Genomic DNA, 18,713 nt, shown 5'->3' with positions numbered 1-18,713 from the left:
TTACGAATGAGGGTATGCCCGCTATTATCCCTGATAAGCTACTGCTTTTCCATGCCGAAGGTTTCCCGCATGCTGTTGGCAAAGGCGACCAGTTTTTCTTTCATGGTGCGCTTCACGGAAACTTCTACCGAGCCAAGCAGCGTCCAGCCGGTGATGGTAATTTGCGGAGCCTGGCGGCTGCCCATCGATGGCGCATGGTTTTCTGCAGAGCCGATGATATTAAACATGCGGCTGGTGACATTTACATTCTCAGGGACAAAGACTTCCAGGCTGCCGAGGACATTAGATACGTGAATTTCTACATGCTGGTGCTGAAAAACAGCGTCGGTGAAGTCGATCTTAGCCGAGCCCAAAACATCCACAACGACAATCTTTTTAGGCACCAGCCATTGCCCTTCACGAACATTGGAACCCAGAATGCTAATGAGTTTATCGTCAGTCTCGCCATGCTCTGATTTTGTGTTGGCCGCGGCGTAATTTGGGGTAAACGAACGCTCTTTAGAATCGTCGTAGCCGGGGTCAGCTTCTAACGGCAAGTCAGCAACGAGCTCAACCAGCTGTTGATTGGAGTCCATGGCCATAGCTTCATCAAGACGTCGTTCAAAAGCTTCGGCGGAAATAATCGCGCGACTATAATTGACGATAAGCTTATCGACGGTTTCTTCGCGGACTTGTTCAAGCGGACGGTCTTCGAGTTTAACAGGCATTAGTCTTCCTTATTGTGCGAACCCTGCCGATAATTATGCAATATTAAGGCCAAAATATAAGCCATTGTAAGTCAACGTTTTTATCTTGGTCCGCATAGATACGGTTGGTTAATTTAACCAAATGCATTCAAAAGTCATCAGTTTTTAACGCGATTCGTTACGAGCGCAATGACTGCAAGAATCTTAGTCGACCATCATTAATGTTGCTACTCGTTATCGGCATAGCCGCTACCGATGGCACTGAAGGGGAGCTTTAGCCCCAGTTGCGGAAATTGTAATGCAATCCAGGCCGGAAAAGTGTTGCTGTTGGGGCCAGGAACCGCGCGGTATTCATTTGCCCAGGGGTAACGGGTTGATGCTTCCGCAATTTGTGGGATCAGCTCAGCCGCCTCTATACCGGTGAGCGACAGCAGCTTCTCAGGACGTGCGCCATACCAGTAGCGATCGGGAGTTTTAGTTTGGTAGACGCGCAGTGCAGGCTCGCCATTATCAACCCGCCAACCGACCACCTCATAAACCGTATACTCAGTCGCGTTCTCGGGTTTTACCGCCAGCCAGGTATGAACCGCAAACCAGCCGCGCCAACCAAAGGCATCAGCGGCATAGGCCTCAATAATGGCCTGATTCTGTAGCTGCGGATCAGCGGCCAAGCCCGCCGACTCCCGCGATGCATCGCGCCAATCACTTGAAGAACAAGCACTGATCACGAGCAATAAAGTGAGAATAACAACTGATTTTTTCATAGCGCCGTGCCTTTCCTTATATTTAGTTACAACATTAAACTTAAAAAACTATGATAAGAAGGATCAATTTTGTTATCTTCTCGTTACTTTTAACATCAAGATATGGATCAATGAGTATGAGCAAGAAGGGCGCATTTATCGGGATTGTCGTGGTTGCTGCAGGGCTATCGGTCACTCCTTATTTCATCGGAACGCAAACAGAGTCAGCGATTAAAGATTACGTGGCCCTTTTTGATGAATCTCAGCATTTATATCAAGCGCGGGTGGTCAGCTACGAGCGCGACTGGTTGAGCGCAAATGCTGTGATCGAGGTTGGTATTGATACGCGTGCTCTGGGGCTCGAAGACGGGGCAACCGGTGAGGTGGTGACCACCGAGTTCGAACTTTCCCTGCAACACGGTCCGTTATTGACAGATCAGGGACTGGCAATTGGGCTTGCGTCGTGGCAGGTCAGCAATGATGGTCAGGGCCTGCAAGATTATGTGCAGTGGGATAGCAGCCGTTTACTTTACCTGCAGCAAGGTACCGTCAATCTGGCTGGCAATGCCAGTTATCGCGACAGTATTCCGCAGTTGAGTAATACCGAGCGTACCGGCGAAGTACGTTTTGAACTGGCAGAATACGGTGGTCAGGGGCAGTACGACGGTAAAACGTTAAGATACGAAGGCGCTTTTTCAGAGTTTAATCTAGGGGTCGAGTCGTTGCAGGTTGAACTGCAAAATGCACAGTTAAGTGGCCTTGCTGAAGCATCGCTGCAAACCCTGTTACGCGGTCAGTTTTACGAAGGGCACGGCAGTATGACTCTGGATGCCATGACAGTGACGACCGCAGAAGCCGGCGAAGTGATGGGGGCCGACAAGGTCTCTATGGACTACGTCGTGTCCATCAGTGAGGCAAGTGCGACCGGAAACGAGCTCGTGCAGATGGCCATGGACTACGGGTTTGATACTCTACGGGTGAATGGCGTCGAGACCAATGACCTGCGTATGAACACTGCCATGAACGCTATCGATAAGGGATTTATGGATGCCTATCTGCAACTGCTGCAAAGCGATGCTGGCACAGATCCCGAGCAGCTCCAGGCAGCTCTCGAAGAGTTGTTCGAGCAGCAGGGACTGGCGTTGTTACAGGCCGAGCCAGAGCTGACGATCACTAACTTTAGTGGCAGCTTGCCCGAAGGTCAGTTTGTTGCCAGCGCCTCGCTGTCGGTTGCTGGTGTCCGTGCCTTACCACAAGCCATGGACGATGATGCGTTCTGGCGTGAACACATGCGCGCCAGTACCCACCTGAATGTAGAAAAACCGCTGTTGCAGTGGGCAACCCAAATGTATGTGCAGATGAGCCTGGTTAATGCCGGACAAGCGCGCGAATTGACCGTTGAACAACTGCAACAGATTGCAGCCCAGCAAGCCGCGATGATGATCCAAAGCTTTGTGCAGCAGGGTGTATTACGCGAGGAAGATGGTTCTTACGTATTGGATCTGCAGGTTGCCGCTGGGGTATTAGATATGAATGGCCAACAAGTGCCCTTAACGCAAGCTATGGGCGGCATGTAACAGGCGTACAGTCGTTACAGAAAACCTTGGTTACAATTGTTTACCACGCGGCAATGTTGTTGCGCTGCAGCCAGTGCTATGTTGTGCGCGTGGTCATTATCCGTTCTTTTAAACAGGTCATCAGCTATGTTACGCACATCATTTCCGGGTCTCACGTTAGCAATCTTGCTCGCCGTATCTGCGATCTCGCTCAGTGCTGGCTCCGCGGCACATGCGCAGGTCAGTGAAAACCTGACCATTTGTGAAAGTGGCGATTGCGAGCGCCAGTTGGCAGAGCTTGAGCGTTTGGCACGCAAGGGCAGTGGCGATGCCGCTGCTGTGGTAGCGCTGGCCTACGCCAGTGGTGATGGTGTGGAACAAGACACCGAAAAAGCCCAACAGTTTATGGAGCAAGGCGCAAACCGGCGCAACCCGTTAGCGATGTACGTTATTTCTGACTGGTACCAACGCGGCTTCGTAGTGGAACAGAATGCAGAGCAGAGTCAGCGCTGGCTCGACCGTGCTGTCAAAACTGGTTACGCGCCCGCCCTGTACTTGAAGGCAACGCAATTGCTGGCCAGTAATACTGTCACTGAGCAGCAACAGGCGGTTCCCTTGTTAGAGCAGGCTGCTGAAACAGGATTGCTGACGGCCATGTACGCGCTGGCACGGTTGCAACAAACCGGAACTCTGGTGGAGCAGGATTTGATTGCCGCAGGCACACTGTTTGCGCGCTTAGCTCGCTCAGGTTATGGCGACGCGCGGCAGCAACTGCAGCAGGTTAATCAGCAGTTAGCCGGCACTGAATTTGCTGCGAGCGATGATGGCCAGCTGCTGCGTCAGGCTGAGCAGGCCATGGAGCGGATCACGGTCACCGCAGACGCAAGTCTGTACCGTACTCAACTCGATCGTCTGGTCAATCAACTGGACGCTTCAGGCAGTTTTGATAACCGTTCCATTGGCTCACGCATTCGCGGCGTTGGCTGCGCTGACACGGGCTCTCCGTGCGCAGTATTGAGTCCTGGTAGAGGACAAAGCAGCCTTGGGGATGTGCTTAGCGGTAATCGCGGCGGCAACTAAAATCGGCGGGGCATTTGCGCCGCCGCCTGATTTTCTATATCATTCCCGCCCTCTAAAGGGCTTCGGCCCAAACCATGCAACAACAGTGGAGTTTGGGCTTTGTTCCTGCTTACGCCACCCTAGCCGTAACAGTTTTCTCTTCTTTTAGCTGGCCAGCTTCTGTGCCGGCGCATTTTCGTGTTCTTAATTTCTAACTTTAAAAGTGATAACAATTATGTTGAAGACCATTCAAAACCAATGGTTCTCGAATATCCGTGGCGATCTGCTCGCGGGTATCGTGGTGGCGCTGGCGCTTATCCCTGAAGCCATTGCCTTTTCTATTATTGCCGGAGTCGATCCAAAAGTTGGCTTGTATGCCTCGTTCTGTATCGCCGTTATTATTGCCTTTACAGGTGGCCGACCGGGCATGATTTCTGCCGCTACTGGCGCCATGGCGCTGCTGATGGTGACGCTGGTTCGTGAACATGGGCTTGAGTATTTGCTCGCGGCAACCTTGTTGACTGGCGTCCTGCAGATCGTTGCCGGTTACCTGAAGCTTGGCGATTTGATGCGCTTTGTCTCGCGCTCGGTAGTGACAGGGTTTGTGAATGCGCTGGCGATACTGATTTTCATGGCGCAATTACCTGAGCTGACGAATGTGACCTGGCATGTTTACGCTATGACCGCTGCCGGTCTGGGTATCATTTACCTGTTCCCTTATGTTCCAGTGATTGGCAAAGTACTGCCATCGCCGTTGATTTGTATTGTTGCACTGACCCTCGTTGCCATTTTCTGGAACATTGATATCCGTACCGTTGGTGATATGGGGCAGCTACCTGATACCTTGCCGATTTTTCTCTGGCCTGACGTGCCCTTAACGCTTGAAACCTTGTGGATCGTGTTTCCTTATTCAGCCGCATTAGCAATAGTAGGCTTGCTTGAATCGATGATGACCGCAACTATCGTTGATGACCTGACGGATACCGATAGTGATAAAAACCGTGAATGTAAAGGCCAGGGTATTGCCAATGTGGGCGCCGGTTTGTTTGGCGGTATGGCGGGCTGTGCCATGATTGGTCAGTCGGTGATCAACGTGAAGTCCGGGGGCCGTACCCGCCTTTCAACTTTTGTTGCGGGCGCCTTTTTGATGGTGATGATCCTGGTGCTCGATGAGTGGTTGAAACAAATCCCGATGGCGGCCCTGGTCGCGGTCATGATTATGGTGTCTATCGGTACCTTCAGCTGGGCGTCAATTCGTGATTTGCGCAAGCACCCGTTGTCGACCAATATCGTGATGGTCACTACCGTAGCTGTGGTTGTAGCGACGCATAATCTCGCCTTAGGTGTCGGCGTTGGTGTGCTTTTGGCGGCAATGTTCTTTGCCAATAAAATTGGCCATTTCATGCATGTTCAATCCACCATCAATGAGGCAGGGACTGAGCGTAAGTATCAGGTCATTGGCCAGGTTTTCTTTAGTTCTGCAGATAAATTTGTCGCTTTCTTTGACTTCAAAGAAGCAGTCGATAAAGTAGTAATAGACTTAACCCGTGCGCATTTCTGGGATATCACCGCTGTTGGTGCGTTGGATAAAGTGGTATTGAAGTTCCGTCGCGACGGTGCTGACGTTGAAGTCATAGGCCTGAATGAGGCCAGCGCAACAATTGTTGACCGTTTCGGTGTGCATGATAAACCTGACGCGGCCGATAAAATCATTGGCGGCCACTAGGCTGCAGGAGGACAAGATGTCATTTGTTATTGGATGTATCGATGGGGCCACAGCCAGCACCGCAGTGTGTGAGTATTCCGCCTGGGCCGCAACACAGCTTTCTGCGCCAGTTTTACTATTGCACGTGCTCGAAAACTCGACCCTGGAAGCGAGCACGGATGTTACCGGTAACATCGGGCTTGGGACTCGTGAGCATCTACTCGAGCAGCTGGCAGAGCTGGATGAACAACGCGCGAAACTGGCGTTGAAGCATGGCCATATGTTGCTTGAGCAAGCTGAACAGAAGGTGCGCAAGCTAGGTCTTACCGACATTCATCAGCGCCAGCGCCACGGTGGGCTAGCACCCACTCTGCTCGACATGGAGCAGGATGTGCGGCTGGCGGTGTTGGGCTTACACGGCGAAGACTCAATAAATCAGCTCCGCAAAGTTGGCAGTCATCTGGAAACCGTGATTCGTAGCGTTCATCGGCCGTTACTGCTGACCCCTGATGAGTTCCAGCCACCGAAAAGCGCGATGCTGGCTTATGATGGCAGTGAAACCGCCAAAAAAGGGGTTGAGCTAGTGACCGAGAGCCCACTTTTTAAAGGTATGCCGGTGCACCTGGTAATGGTTGATGATGACACTGTGGAAAACCAGGAGCGCCTGGACTGGGCCGCAGAGCATCTGCGCGCGGGCGGGCACGACGTCGAAACCAAACTGTTGAGCGGAAATGTAGAAGAAAGCTTACACAGTTATCAGACCGACCATGGCATCGACATCATGGTGATGGGGGCCTTTGGCCACTCACGCATTCGCCAGTTTTTGGTGGGCAGCACCACCATGCGCATGCTGCAGGAAAGCACAACTCCAGTTCTGGTGTTGCGCTAGCCTGTCCGGGTTGATCAGGTGACTGCCTGACGCGTCTGAAAACGTGGGTCTGTATAGGCCCGCGTTTGCATAATCTCCGCCAGACGCGCGACGGCACGCCCAATATCGGTAAAACTGGTGTAGAGTGGCGTGAAGCCGACGCGCAGATAATTCGGTGCGCGAAAATCGGCAATCACCTTGTGCTCAATCAGAGCCTGACAAATCGCATAAGCATCCGGGTGAGCGAACGACAGCTGACTGCCGCGCTGCTGCGCCGTCTTCGGTGAAATGCAGTCGAATTCCCGGGCCAGTCCCGTTTGCTCTAAAAGTTCTAAAAACAGCTCTGCCAGGCCGATGGATTTCTCGCGGACCTGCACCATGGTAACATCCGCAAATACATCTAATGCCGCATCGACAGCGCTCATGGCAAGAATTGATGGCGTCCCACTGAGCATTTTTCCGATGCCGTCAGTGGCTTCGAACTGTGCATCAAAGACGAATGGCCGGGCATGACCAAACCAGCCGGATAGTGGCTGTCTGACGCTACCCAGGTGACGCTCGGCCACATACACAAAGGCCGGTGCCCCGGGTCCACCGTTCAGGTATTTGTAAGTGCAACCTACAGCAAAATCCGCCTGCCACTTATCCAGCTCGACCGGCACAGCACCTGCGCTATGGGCGAGGTCAACAATGACTAATGCGCCAGCCGCGTGGGCATGAGCGATAATCTCGGCCATAGGTAATCGCCGGCCACTACGAAAGTTGACCTCGGTTAGCATTACGATGGCGGTTTGAGCATGAATATGCTTGCTAAGATCAGCAAGCAGCTCAGCTTCATCGGCAAGCACCAGCTCACAATTCTCCGCGCCGATCAGTTGCTGCAACCCCTGCACCATATAAAGGTCGGTTGGGAAATTATCCGCGGTAGACAGCACTTGATGACGCTGGTTGCGTGGTTCGCCGCGGGCATCAAGAACCGCAAAAGCAGCACTGAGCGTTTTAAATAAGTTCACTGAGATGGAGTCACAGCAGATGACCTGTCCTGCCTGCGCGCCAATGATTGGTGCCAGCTTGTCGCCGATTTTAGCGGGCAGGTGAACCCAGCCATGTTCGTTCCAGCTGCGGATGCCGTCCTGACCCCATTGTTGCGCGGTCGTCTCGGCCACACGAGCTTGAGTGCCGTGGGTCATTAAACCCAAGGAGTTACCATCGAGGTAAACGGTGTCTTCGGGAATGACAAATTCATCCCGCAGATGAGCAAGCGGATCAGCTTGGTCCAGGCGCTCGAGCGCACTGAAATTAATATCAGTCATGCATCGCTTCCAGGGTGGTGAGCAGCTGTTGCCAGGCCGCTGTATTTGGATGAACCCAGTCGAAATGGCCAGCACTTTCTGCCAGAACGACCTGAACCGCACCTTTTTGTGCATAAGCGCGGGCCTGTTCGGTAGGCACGATACTATCGGCGCCTCCCTGCAGCAAGGTGACTGCGACGGTGATATCCTGTGTAATGGGGTTGGCTTGCTGCCAGTCGCTGGCCGAGGCGCTCTGCATAAACTGCGCGCCGGCCTGCTGGCAGCCGCCTTCGGCTGCGGTATAAGCAGCAAGATCGGTAATGGCCGCCAGACCAACAACATGATCCACAGACTCAGCGAATGCGCCACCGGCAAGTAAAGCCAGATGTCCGCCGGCACTGTGCCCCATCACCACGACCTGTCGCTCACGAAGCGCTAACTCAGGCAGAGCAATGAGCCGCTGCATGGCATTCTGGATATCATGCCAGGTTCCGGGCCAACCCCCGCCATTATCGCCGGTACGGCGATACTCAATCGAGGCCACCGCATAGCCTGCCTGCTGCAAAGCAGTGGCGGCTGGTCGGGTATGGTCGATGTTGTAGGCATTTAACCAGCATCCACCATGAATGAATACTACCAAGGGCGCAGACACCCCAGATGTTGGCCAGAGATCGATAAATTGCAGCGGATCATCACCGTAGCTTACCCGTTGCTGTGCTGCGCTATAGCTGAGCTCGGTAACGCTTGAGTAGGCAACGTCAGGTCCTGCCAGTGTGGTCGTGTCGGTGCTGGCCACCAGGGGCGATGAGGCAAGAGAGAATCCTGCTGCGAGCACAGAGAAAATAAGTTTGCGTGGGTCCATTTACGAGAATCTCTTTTCGATGGCCTGGTGCAAATCTTTTTTCAAACCCAGCATAAAAACCACTTCCGCGACGACAAACAGGGGGCCAATGGTCAGTCCCATAATGTCGTCGACAAACGCTGGTTTGCGCCCTTCAAAATAATGCCCAATAAACTGAAAAGCCCAGCCCACTACGAACAAGCCAACGCCCCAGCTCAACCACGCACTGGTCGACAGGGCTGCTACTTGCACGCCTAGCACCACGGTCAAGGCAAGTAATACTGCCATCAGCAGTCCTAACGGACGGTCGAGACGCAAGTAGAAAAAAGATGCGATAACAGCAATAATCAGAGCCGGGCTTAAGAACCACCCCTCAAAAGACCAATGCGGACGCGAGAGTAAAATCTGTATCGCGATGACAATCATCGGGATACCCAGCAGATGGGTTGCAATATTACGGCGGTCGCGATGGTACGCGGCATACTCAGACAAATGGTCTGTTATTGTTTTCATAGTCTTGCCCTGTAGCTATTGTGCTGTCAGTATGACGGTTTGCCATCTACTATAAATAGAAAATCCACTGAAGGGAAAGGCCATGCGCGATAAATTGGAGCGTCGCTCGTTTTTGCTTCTGCTTATACTGGTAAGCATCGCTTTCGGATTCATTTTAGAGCCGTTTTTTGGCGCTATTTTTTGGGCCTGTGCGGTGACGGTTATTTTTGCGCCTATGCAACGCTGGGTACTGTCAAAAATAGGCGAAAAACCCAATACCGCCGCCGGATTCACTCTATTGACCTGTATGGCGATTGTCGTTATCCCGGTTATCTTCCTGAGTACAGCCTTCGTGAAAGAGGGGATTCAATTTTACCAGCGAGTTGAAGCGGGAGAGATTGATCCCCGGCAAATCCTGCAGCAGCTCCGTGATGCTTTCCCTTGGTTTGATCAGGTATTGGTCGAGCTTGGCATCGATACCACTAACCTGCGCGAGCGCATTTCTAACAGTCTGGTCAGTGCAACGCAATTTCTAGCCAAAGAAACTCTCAGTATCGGGCAGAATACCTTTAGCTTTTTGATCAGTCTGGCGCTGATGATGTACCTGACCTTTTTCCTGCTGCGTGATGGCAGTAAGCTGATGCGGATTATCGTCAGAGCTCTTCCGCTTGGCGACGAACGCGAAGAGGCATTATTTAAAAAGTTCGCTGAAGTGACCCGCGCGACAGTAAAAGGGAACTTAGTGGTGGCGATCGTGCAGGGTGCTCTTGGCGGTATTATCTTCTGGCTGCTTGCGATACCAGGGCCCTTGTTATGGGGTGTGGTGATGGCGTTCTTGTCCTTGATCCCTGCGGTGGGCGCGGCGATTATCTGGTTCCCGGTGTGTTTGTATTTATTCGCCACCGGCGACTGGATAAGCGGCACCATCCTGCTCGCCTACGGTGCTGTTGTCATAGGCCTGGCCGACAATGTGTTACGACCGATTCTGGTTGGACGCGATACCAAGCTTCCGGATTATGTGGTGCTATTTTCTACCATCGGTGGTATCACCCTTTTTGGTATCAATGGCTTTGTCATCGGCCCGCTGGTCGCCGCGCTGTTCATGGCGACCTGGCAGATTTTTATGAAAGACTTTAATGGCGAAATGTAGCCTGTCCGCGACTTAGTCCAATGTCGGGCGGTGATAGCCGCCCTCAATCCCGTTTTTACTGAAGACCCACTGCCAGAGCTGCAGGTCGCGGGCACGAAAGGCGCCGGCACAGGAGTGCAGGTAGTACCGCCACATGCGTTTAAAGGTTTCATCGTAATCGCCGCTTAACTGTTCCCAGTTGCGCTCAAAATTGTCACTCCAGGCCATTAACGTCCGATCATAGTCGGCACCAAAATTATGGATATCTTCGGCGGTGAAATGTGCGCGGGAACTGTTATCGATGTGGGCCAGGCACGGCAACTCGCCGTTAGGGAAAATATGCCGGTTGATCCAGGGATCAGTACCACGGACATCGCGGTTTCTGCCAATCGTATGTAGCAGGAACAGCCCGTCGTCTTTTAGACTGCGCGCGGCGACTTCCATAAAACTGTCGTAATTTTTCTGACCGACGTGTTCAAACATACCAATACTGACCACAGCGTCGAAATGTTCGTTAATATCACGATAGTCTTGCAGGCGGAATTCAATGGGCAGGCCCGCGCACATTTTTTCACCAAGCTCGACCTGTGCTTTGGAGACGGTTACGCCGACACACCTGACAGAGTAGTTCTCTGCTGCATACTTCATAAAGCTGCCCCAGCCGCAGCCAATATCCAGCAGTTGCATGCCCGGACGTAATTGTAGCTTCTGACAGATCAGTTCCAGCTTGTCGCGCTGGGCATCGGCAAGATTCTCAGCCCGCTGCCAATAACCGCAGGTGTAGACCATACGCTCATCGAGCATGGCCTGATAAAGTTGATTGCCTAAATCGTAATGCTGTTCACCGACCTGGAAGGCACGCGCTCGACTTTGTAAGTTCAGCCAGCGCGCTTTAAGGTGCTGCCATAGAAAGCGCGTGGGTTTAATTTCCTGACCAAGTTGCGCGCGTAAGATTCGATAAAAGAATTCATCCAGCTGCTCACAATCCCAGTCGCCGCGCATGTAGCCTTCGCCTAAACCAAGATTACCTCGGGCGAGGACATCATTGAGTACATCAGCACGATGCAGCTGCATGTCCCATGGCCTGGAACCGTTTATACTGATATCGGCGCGGGCAAGTAACTTTTCGATATAAGCTCGGGTTTCCATGATCGCCTCTCTCCTGATTGCTAATAAGTGTAGCTAAGCTGGTGAAAAACGCAGACTATCGCAGCGAACGTTTTAGCATAGAGCGAATCGTTCTAGACTTTAGTCTGAGCAAAACGTATGGTTTCTACAAACTTATCGAAGAGGCATTTTATGTGCAAGATCCGCAACATGTACAGCAAAGCCGCCGCCACTTTCGCGAGCCTGATGCTGTTGACTGGCTTGTCAGCGTGCGCCAGCGCACCCCAGGGGATGAGCGCCGAGCAACTTGCTAAAGCAGGTCAGGTAGAGTTTATGCGACCTTATGAATTGTCACGCTCAGACGTCGAGTTTGTCAGCGTAGGTCCGGTTCGGGGCGAGTCGTGCGCGAGTCACCTGCTGGCGGATGAGGCCTCGCAGGAACAAGCGCGCATGCGGATGAAACTTGCCGCCGCTGAACGGCAGGCAAACCGTTTAGTGTTGAAAAAATGCGTTAAAGACGACGAAGGCGGATGCACGACCCGTTGGTGGTGCGAGGGCGATGCGTACCAAGCTGTGCCATTGCAGTAATAAAGAATAGGAGTTGGTTATGCGCAACGCACAACGTCCGACAGATTTGATTGGCCAGACGGACATGATTCGTGTCCGCTCGCTGTCGGAGCTGACCGGTTGTGATATCTGGATGAAGTTGGAGTCACAGAATCCCGGAGGCTCTATCAAGGATCGTGCATCTTATCAGATGATAAAAGATGCTCTCGACAGTGGTGAGCTGGAGCCCGGCATGACCGTAGTTGAAGGCACTGCGGGGAATACTGGTATCGGTTTGGCACTGGTGGCGCGGTCCCTGGGTTTACAGATGCTGGCAGTCATGCCGAATGATCAGTCGCCGGAGAAAGAGCGCATGATCCGCCTGCATGGGGCGCAATGTAAAACTGTTGATCCGGTGCCGTTTCGCAATGACAACCATTTTTATCACACCGCCAGGCGACTGGCCGAAAGTCGCGATGATTACTGGTGGGCAAACCAGTTCGAAAATACCAGCAACGCCCGCGCTCATTATTTGGGAACTGGGCCGGAGATCTGGCAGCAAACCGAGGGTAGCATCGACATTTTGGTGTCGGTCGCCGGCACCGGCGGTACCATTGCTGGCTCATCGATGTATCTGAAAGAGCGTAATGAAGACGTTCAGGTGTGGTTGACGGACCCAGATGGTTCCGGCATTTACAGCTTTTTGAAAGACGGTGAGTATGTTGCCACTGGCGGCTCCTTTACCGAAGGGATCGGTATCATGCGTCTGGTCGAGAATTTCAAGCAGGCTCGCATCGACGCCGCGGTGAATTTGCCAGATCAGGATCTCTACGCGCTGTCGCGCTATGTTCGGGATCATGACGGTCTGGTCTTGGGTAGCAGTTCAGCGCTGAATCTTGCCGGAGCATTGCAGGCAGCAGCTCTGCATGGGCCAGGCAAAACCATCGTTACCTTTGCCTGCGACCTAGGTGAGCGCTCAGCCAGTAAACTCTACAACGAGAACTATTTGCGTGAGCGCGGTGTAGAGCTTGCTGCTGAACCCGCCAGGGAGATGGTCGCCCGTTACCGCGAAATGGGTGAACGGGTCTGGTACGCGGCTAAGTAAAACTCAAACGCATGCGATAGCCGTCGGCATGCCCGGGATAATAGTCCGGAAGCAGGTCGACCACCTCAAAATCATAGCGGCGATAAAGTTCGATCGCCGCTGTGTTGTCCACCTTAACTTCCAGCGATAGTCCTTTAGCGCCCTGTGTTTGTGCATAGCTCATGGCGTGTTCAAGCAACTGCCGGCCGACGCCTTGCCCGCGAGCCTGCGCCGCTACAGCAATGGAGTACAGGCGCCAGACGCGACTGTTTTTGCGGGTCAATAGCAGGCTGTAGCCCAGCACCTGTGCTGGCGCGGCTGGTGTTGTAAAGACAAAGATGTGGGCGGACTCAGCTTTCAGCAAGCGCTGGAAACTGCGCTTGCCCAATTGGCTGTAATCAAAGGTTGCAGCTTCAAGTGCAACCAGAGCGTTAACGTCAGATAGTTCTGCAGGACGAATCGAGCTGGCCATTATTTTTCGTCTAACCGCCTCGCAAAATCACGCATGATAATGTGATAGAGCTCATCACCGAGAAGTAAGTCTTCCACCCCTGCATCAATCGATGGATTATCGTTGATCTCGATGATCACTGGCCCCTGTGCCGTTAACTTCATATCGACGCCATACAAACCATCGCCAATCAACCGGGTCGCCTGCAACGCGGTTTTCACCACATCCTTTGGCACCTGATGGATGCCAACTGTTTCAAAGCCACCTGATTTGCTGCGACTGGTCGCACTGGCATGGTTATAGATCTGCCAGTGATTACGCGCCATATAGTATTTACAGGCGTAAATGGCCCGGTTATTCAAAATACCAATACGCCAGTCGAACTCCGTACGCACAAACTCCTGTGCCAGTAGTATGGTAGAAGTCTTAAACAAATCAGCGGCAATACTTTTTAACTCATCAATGGACTCAGCTTTTTCGACGCCGATGGAGAACGAGCCATCAGGAATCTTCAGCACCACGGGATAGCCTAAACGCTCACCTATGGCTTCATAGTCGATGTCCTGCTGACTGAGAATAAGTTCTGTACGAGGCGTCGGAATACGGTGCTTATCGAGCAGTTCCTTCAAAAAGACTTTATTCGCACATTGTAAAATCGAGTGTGGCGCGTCAATCACCACCATGCCGTTCGCTTCGGCTTTTTTGGCAAAGTGATAGGTGTAATGGCTGATGCGAGTCGTCTCACGAATAAAGAGCGCGTCGAATTCCAGCAGACGGTTGTAGTCATCTGCAGTGATCAGTTCAGCATCGATATCAGCCTCTTTAGCGGCTTTGATAAACTTCTGCAGGGCTTTTTTATCACTGGTCGGAATGGGCTCTTCCGGATCATGCAGAATCGCCAAATCGTAACGATACTCTTTTTTCGCGCGCGCTTTACGCCAGACGCGCTTGCTAAAGCTGTCCAGACTATCGCCAAAAAAGGTCTGCTGCTCGTCCGTCAGCTCGGCCAAATTGCCAGCGATCAGGTTATGAATAAACCAGCGCCCCTGATAGCTGAACTCAACCCACAAAATTGGGCAGGGGTAACGGTCAAAGATCTGGCGTGCAAAGCTGGCCAGCAAAGGATCCTGAGTCTGGCCAAAGCAAATGAGAACACGCTGGCGCTGGCTTTCGGTTTGCTGCGTCAGATAACGACTGATCTGTTTGTCGGTGCTGGCGGGTAGCAATAACTGGTAATGCGAGAAGTTAGCCAGATCGTTGATCGTGGAGACCGAGGGCAGCACCCGCTGACCTCGCGCTTCAGCCAATAAGCTGACGTAGTAACCGGTCGACAAATAGCTCAGGTCACCACACAAATTGAGAATTTGTGCGCGCGCTTTTGCGTCCTGCTCCAGCAGGTAATCGCTGGCAGAAATGATGGACTGACTGGGGTAATAGGGCTGCCAGTCGGCAATGGAATCAAGAATAATCAGGGCTGCGTTCTGCATAGTAACTCCGCATTAGAATTGCGCGCATATTTACGGCTAAATTTACGAAAACACAAGTAAAATTTTATTTTATGCTCAATAAAAAAGGGTAGCACAACAAACCAAGTAAGCTATCCTTAACTAATTCAATGGGTTCACTTATTTAGGAGAGTTTACATGCTCACGTTACTCGCGCGATTGCTTCGTGCTTTGAACTCAGAATCCGGTGCCTGGGCACTGGCAATCGCCTTCGTGCTTGGCATGATTATGGGATTCACTCCGTTATGGCGAGTGCATAACCTGGTGATTTTGCTGATAGCTTTATTGTTCCGCGTCAATCTCTCTGGGTTTATTCTCAGCTTTGTGATTTGTTCCGGACTGGCCTTTTTACTGGACCCTGTTTTCCATCAGGTCGGCTTCGCGATACTTTCCGCTGAGAGCTGGCAGCCGGTATGGCAGGGCATGTACGATTCTGCCTTTTGGCGGGTTGTGCAATTTCACCATACCATCACGTTAGGCAGTCTGGTCATTAGTCTCGCTTTTGCACCTATACTTGCGATCCTGAGCTTTTGGCTGGTGACGCAATATCGACGTCGCATCCAGGTCTGGTTTAACAAACTGAAAATCGTTCAGGCACTTAAAGCCAATCGATTCTGGGCCGTTTATTCGAACTTGAGAGGGTAACAAGCATGGAACAGCATACTGTTCGCCGTAGTGCGTTTCGCTGGCCAGGACTGGTCGCTTTTCTCGTTATTGTCGGGCTGATTGCAGCTTTTTCCTGGTTGCTGCTCGATACTATTTTAAAATGGTCGCTGGAGCGGACGCTGGGCACACTCAACGGCGCTGAGGTGAATATTGAACGGGTCGAGCATCAGTGGGTTCCACTTACGGTCGAGCTCTCTGGCATTCAGGTGACGGATCCTTTGCAGCCTGATTTTAACCGGGTTGCCGTGGGAGATGTGCGCGGAGAATTAAGCTGGGAGCAGCTGCTTATGGGCCGTTTCCATTTTGAAGATGTGGTCAGCACAGGCATTCGTGTTCATACTCCCCGGGAAACCACCGGTGAGGTTTATCAACTGCCAAGTAAAGAGCAGGTCGGAGGATGGTTCGGCGAAGGCATGGATAAGCTTCAGTTGTCGATGCCCTCGGTCGATGAGGTCATGGCCCGTGTTGACTTGCGCACACCAGCAGCCGTCGCTGAGGCAAAAACAAGCTTTGAGCAGCAACAAGAGCGCGTTAAAGCGGTCATGGATAAGCTGCCAAGCAAAGAGCGTATCGCAACCTATGAAGCCGAGTTAAAAGCGCTCACTGAGGGCAAAATTGAGACCCCCGTTCAGTTGCAGGAGAGAAAAGAAAAGTTTGCCGAGTTGAAAGAAAAATTTGCAGCCGACCGGCAGGCGCTGCAGGAGTTTAAAGAAATTGCTTCAACTGCTGCGGCTGAATTAAAGACGCAAATGGAAAAAGTGAAAGCGGCGCCCCAACGCGATTTAGACCGGGTCGGCGAGCTTTTGCAGATGAATAGCCAGGGGTTGAGCGAGATAACAACCGTACTTTTTGGCGAACAGGCTCGGCGTTGGGCCGACTATATGCTGCTTGCTTATGAACAACTGGCGCCTATGTTAATGCGCTCCGCGGATGAAACCGCGCTGCAACCTCCGCGCGGCGAAGGTATTTGGTTTTCCTTCACTGGTAGCGATGCGCCACCGGATTTTCTGATTAAAAAAGCACGTACTGAATTCGCAATAGGGCCTACGGTGCTGGATGTTGACTGGGCCAATATCACCCATCAGCACCAGCAACTGGGTCAACCGACCACCTTCCGTGCCCGTGGCGAAAACAACGCGCTCTGGTCATCATTGCAGCTCAATGGCGAACTGGCCCTGACTGAGGCCGGATTTGATGCCCGTCAGGAATGGCGAGTACAAGGGGTAAACCTGGCCCGCACGGCATTAAGTGAGCGTAGCGAGTTAGCGGCGAGCATTTTGTCGGCGCTACTGGATAGTGAAGGGAATGTCGCTTTACGCAACAGTCAGTTTGACGGCAATGCAACGCTGCGCCTGGCCGACATGGTGATCGAGGCCAGTGCTGAGAATCAGTGGGCGGCGGTGATCGCCAAAGCTTTGGAGAGCCTGCAGCGACTAGATATTAACGCCGACCTGAAAGGCGAGCTGATGAACCCCGATTTCAGTTTGTCATCTGATCTTGACCGACAGCTTGGCCAGGCATTACAGGCCGCTGCTAAAGACGCCGCTAAGGGTGAGCTGGCAAATCTTCGCCAGCGTCTGACATCACAGTCAGATGGCTTTGTTGGGGAGTATCAGGAAGAGCTGACGCAGCTGACAAGTTTACTGACTGATGCAGAAAATCGCGAAGCACGGCTGCAGGAAATGCTGGAAATGAAGTTACAGAATCAGCTTGAAGATAAAGTAAAAGATAAACTTAAAGGATTGCTGGGGAACGGCTAGTTCCCCAGCGGGTGTGGCGCTGTACGCTTATTCTTCGATAAAAGCTTTCAGTGTTGCGGCTTTGCTAGGAATACTGAACAGACCGTCCAGGTGTCCCCATACACCCTCAATTTCCTCGTATTGCGGCGCTTTGCCCTGGCGTTCCAGCTCAGTGACCGCCTGTTTGGCGAGGTACGGCTGCAACAACAGATCATTCGTCGCTGGCAAAAACAGGGTTTTCGCTTTCACTTTAGCAAGGCCGCTGGCCAGATCATTGTTGTGCCCTGCGACAAACAGCTGATTGGCCCGCACCAGGTAAAGCAGGTGATTACCATCCGCAAGGGGCGCCCGGGTGGCGCTGCTGGCAAACAGGTAGTCAAGCACAGGAGTACTGTTGGTGACGCTTTCCAGCGCGGCTTGCGGGAGAACTTCAGGCTTAGGTGCGCGTAAGTTCATGATGACCGGGTGCATGGCTTGTTGAGTAATCATGGCCAGAGTGCTGGTGATGCCTGTTAAAGGAGCTTCACCATCGTAGTAATCACCATTGTTCCAGTTCGGGTCGTGGCGGATCGGGCGGGCCCAGTGCTCAAGTGCCATAATGGTCCAGGCATCCATGGCACCCGCACCGATCACTGAAACCATGCGCTCGACCTTATCCGGATAAGCAATCGACCACTCCAGAGCCTGTAGCGAGCCCATGGAGGCGCCGACTACAGCATGCAGCTTAGTAATGCCCATACTTTGCAATAGCTCATACTGTACGTTGACAAAATCACGGATGGTCACCACCGGAAAATCCAGACCGTAGGGCTTGCCGGTAGCTGGATTAATCGAGGCTGGACCAGTGGTGATAACATTTGGGTCATGCGGAAAAGCATTAACCAGAGTGTCGGAGCTGATTACAAAATACTTATTGGTATCAATGGCTTTGCCGGGACCGATAATCGCGTCCCAGTAGCCCGGCAGCACGTCATCGGCGGCGTATTTACCTGCGGCGTGGCTGTTTCCAGAGAAGAAGTGCGTGATCAGAATTACATTGTCTTTGTCGGCATTGAGCTCGCCGTAGCTTTCCCAGCCAATCGTCACTTCGGGAATGACTTCACCGCCTAACGTGGTGTAGTCGGCAAAGGTGAAAGAGTTTTTCTCCACCAGCATCGGCTCGGTTTCGGTCTGCGCGTGGCATCCATAACTCAGCAGCAGTGTGAATAAGCTAACAATGAAAATCATAGTACGTTGCATAGCAG

General features: G+C 52.4%; 18 protein-coding genes. 9 read left to right on the top strand and 9 right to left on the bottom strand.

What is annotated here, in order from left to right; all coding sequences use genetic code 11:
* Positions 1–38: 38 nt before the first annotated feature.
* Entirely contained in the window at positions 39–707 is a 669-nt protein-coding gene (locus tag J6J28_RS10190; RefSeq protein ID WP_301721515.1) for a LiaF domain-containing protein, read from the bottom strand.
* Between the two features lie 206 nt (positions 708–913).
* A complete protein-coding gene (locus J6J28_RS10185) occupies positions 914–1,450 on the bottom strand; it encodes a DUF3750 domain-containing protein (RefSeq protein WP_301721514.1) in 537 nt (178 codons plus the stop codon).
* A gap of 116 nt (positions 1,451–1,566) precedes the next feature.
* Here J6J28_RS10185 and J6J28_RS10180 point away from each other — a divergent pair, with 116 nt between their 5' ends.
* The 4 genes from J6J28_RS10180 (at position 1,567) to J6J28_RS10165 (ending at position 6,638) form a co-directional block, all read left to right on the top strand.
* Entirely contained in the window at positions 1,567–3,006 is a 1,440-nt protein-coding gene (locus tag J6J28_RS10180; RefSeq protein WP_301721511.1) for a DUF945 family protein, read from the top strand.
* A gap of 126 nt (positions 3,007–3,132) precedes the next feature.
* On the top strand, positions 3,133–4,065 hold the full coding sequence (locus J6J28_RS10175; RefSeq protein WP_301721509.1) for a tetratricopeptide repeat protein: 933 nt from the start codon (positions 3,133–3,135) through the stop codon (positions 4,063–4,065).
* A gap of 214 nt (positions 4,066–4,279) precedes the next feature.
* On the top strand, positions 4,280–5,770 hold the full coding sequence (locus J6J28_RS10170) for a SulP family inorganic anion transporter (RefSeq protein ID WP_301721508.1): 1,491 nt from the start codon (positions 4,280–4,282) through the stop codon (positions 5,768–5,770).
* A gap of 16 nt (positions 5,771–5,786) precedes the next feature.
* Positions 5,787–6,638: a universal stress protein gene (locus J6J28_RS10165; protein ID WP_301721507.1), complete on the top strand. Its 852-nt coding sequence runs from the start codon at positions 5,787–5,789 to the stop codon at positions 6,636–6,638.
* 14 nt (positions 6,639–6,652) lie between these two features.
* Here the strand turns inward: J6J28_RS10165 and kynU are convergent, their stop codons facing one another.
* Genes kynU through J6J28_RS10150 form a run of 3 tightly spaced genes read right to left on the bottom strand, consistent with a single transcriptional unit; the run spans position 6,653 to position 9,263 of the window.
* Positions 6,653–7,921, bottom strand: coding sequence for a kynureninase (kynU, locus tag J6J28_RS10160; protein WP_301721626.1), 1,269 nt, complete (start codon positions 7,919–7,921; stop codon positions 6,653–6,655).
* 1 nt (position 7,922) lies between these two features.
* Positions 7,923–8,771, bottom strand: a complete 849-nt coding sequence (locus J6J28_RS10155) for an alpha/beta hydrolase (protein WP_301721505.1) — start codon at positions 8,769–8,771, stop codon at positions 7,923–7,925.
* Entirely contained in the window at positions 8,772–9,263 is a 492-nt protein-coding gene (locus J6J28_RS10150) for an Mpo1 family 2-hydroxy fatty acid dioxygenase (protein WP_301721504.1), read from the bottom strand. It lies immediately after the preceding gene.
* A gap of 82 nt (positions 9,264–9,345) precedes the next feature.
* On the opposite strand from J6J28_RS10150, the gene J6J28_RS10145 reads away from it, so the two are divergent.
* Positions 9,346–10,392 carry an AI-2E family transporter gene (locus J6J28_RS10145; RefSeq protein WP_301721503.1) on the top strand — a complete coding sequence of 349 codons (1,047 nt, stop codon included), beginning with the start codon at positions 9,346–9,348 and terminating at the stop codon, positions 10,390–10,392.
* 12 nt (positions 10,393–10,404) lie between these two features.
* Here the strand turns inward: J6J28_RS10145 and cfa are convergent, their stop codons facing one another.
* Complete coding sequence (gene cfa / locus J6J28_RS10140; protein ID WP_301721501.1) at positions 10,405–11,520, bottom strand: cyclopropane fatty acyl phospholipid synthase; 1,116 nt, start codon at positions 11,518–11,520, stop codon at positions 10,405–10,407.
* Positions 11,521–11,670: 150 nt separating this feature from the next.
* Between cfa and rcsF the strand changes: the two genes are divergently transcribed.
* Both rcsF and J6J28_RS10130 read left to right on the top strand, forming a co-directional pair.
* Positions 11,671–12,066: an Rcs stress response system protein RcsF gene (rcsF, locus tag J6J28_RS10135; protein WP_301721500.1), complete on the top strand. Its 396-nt coding sequence runs from the start codon at positions 11,671–11,673 to the stop codon at positions 12,064–12,066.
* A 19-nt stretch (positions 12,067–12,085) separates the two neighbouring features.
* Complete coding sequence (locus tag J6J28_RS10130) at positions 12,086–13,129, top strand: cysteine synthase A (protein WP_301721499.1); 1,044 nt, start codon at positions 12,086–12,088, stop codon at positions 13,127–13,129.
* Here J6J28_RS10130 and J6J28_RS10125 read toward each other — a convergent pair.
* Positions 13,122–13,580 (bottom strand): GNAT family N-acetyltransferase, encoded by a 459-nt coding sequence (locus J6J28_RS10125; RefSeq protein ID WP_301721498.1) that lies wholly within the window; start codon positions 13,578–13,580, stop codon positions 13,122–13,124. The genes J6J28_RS10130 and J6J28_RS10125 overlap by 8 nt on opposite strands.
* Positions 13,580–15,046 carry a RimK family protein gene (locus tag J6J28_RS10120; RefSeq protein WP_301721497.1) on the bottom strand — a complete coding sequence of 489 codons (1,467 nt, stop codon included), beginning with the start codon at positions 15,044–15,046 and terminating at the stop codon, positions 13,580–13,582. The genes J6J28_RS10125 and J6J28_RS10120 overlap by 1 nt, the downstream gene beginning before the upstream one ends.
* A gap of 156 nt (positions 15,047–15,202) precedes the next feature.
* On the opposite strand from J6J28_RS10120, the gene J6J28_RS10115 reads away from it, so the two are divergent.
* On the top strand, positions 15,203–15,709 hold the full coding sequence (locus tag J6J28_RS10115) for a TIGR03546 family protein (RefSeq protein WP_301721496.1): 507 nt from the start codon (positions 15,203–15,205) through the stop codon (positions 15,707–15,709).
* A gap of 5 nt (positions 15,710–15,714) precedes the next feature.
* Positions 15,715–17,490 (top strand): TIGR03545 family protein, encoded by a 1,776-nt coding sequence (locus J6J28_RS10110; protein WP_301721495.1) that lies wholly within the window; start codon positions 15,715–15,717, stop codon positions 17,488–17,490.
* Between the two features lie 27 nt (positions 17,491–17,517).
* On the opposite strand, the gene J6J28_RS10105 is transcribed toward J6J28_RS10110, so the two are convergent.
* Positions 17,518–18,708 carry an E22 family MetX-like putative esterase gene (locus J6J28_RS10105; RefSeq protein ID WP_301721492.1) on the bottom strand — a complete coding sequence of 397 codons (1,191 nt, stop codon included), beginning with the start codon at positions 18,706–18,708 and terminating at the stop codon, positions 17,518–17,520.
* Between the last annotated feature and the right edge of the window lie 5 nt (positions 18,709–18,713).

Origin of the sequence: Pseudidiomarina terrestris (assembly GCF_030466375.1) — a bacterium.
In the GTDB taxonomy this organism is placed as follows: domain Bacteria; phylum Pseudomonadota; class Gammaproteobacteria; order Enterobacterales; family Alteromonadaceae; genus Pseudidiomarina; species Pseudidiomarina terrestris.
Note: the sequence above shows the minus strand (reverse complement) of the source record. Positions and strands in the feature narration are given on the sequence as shown.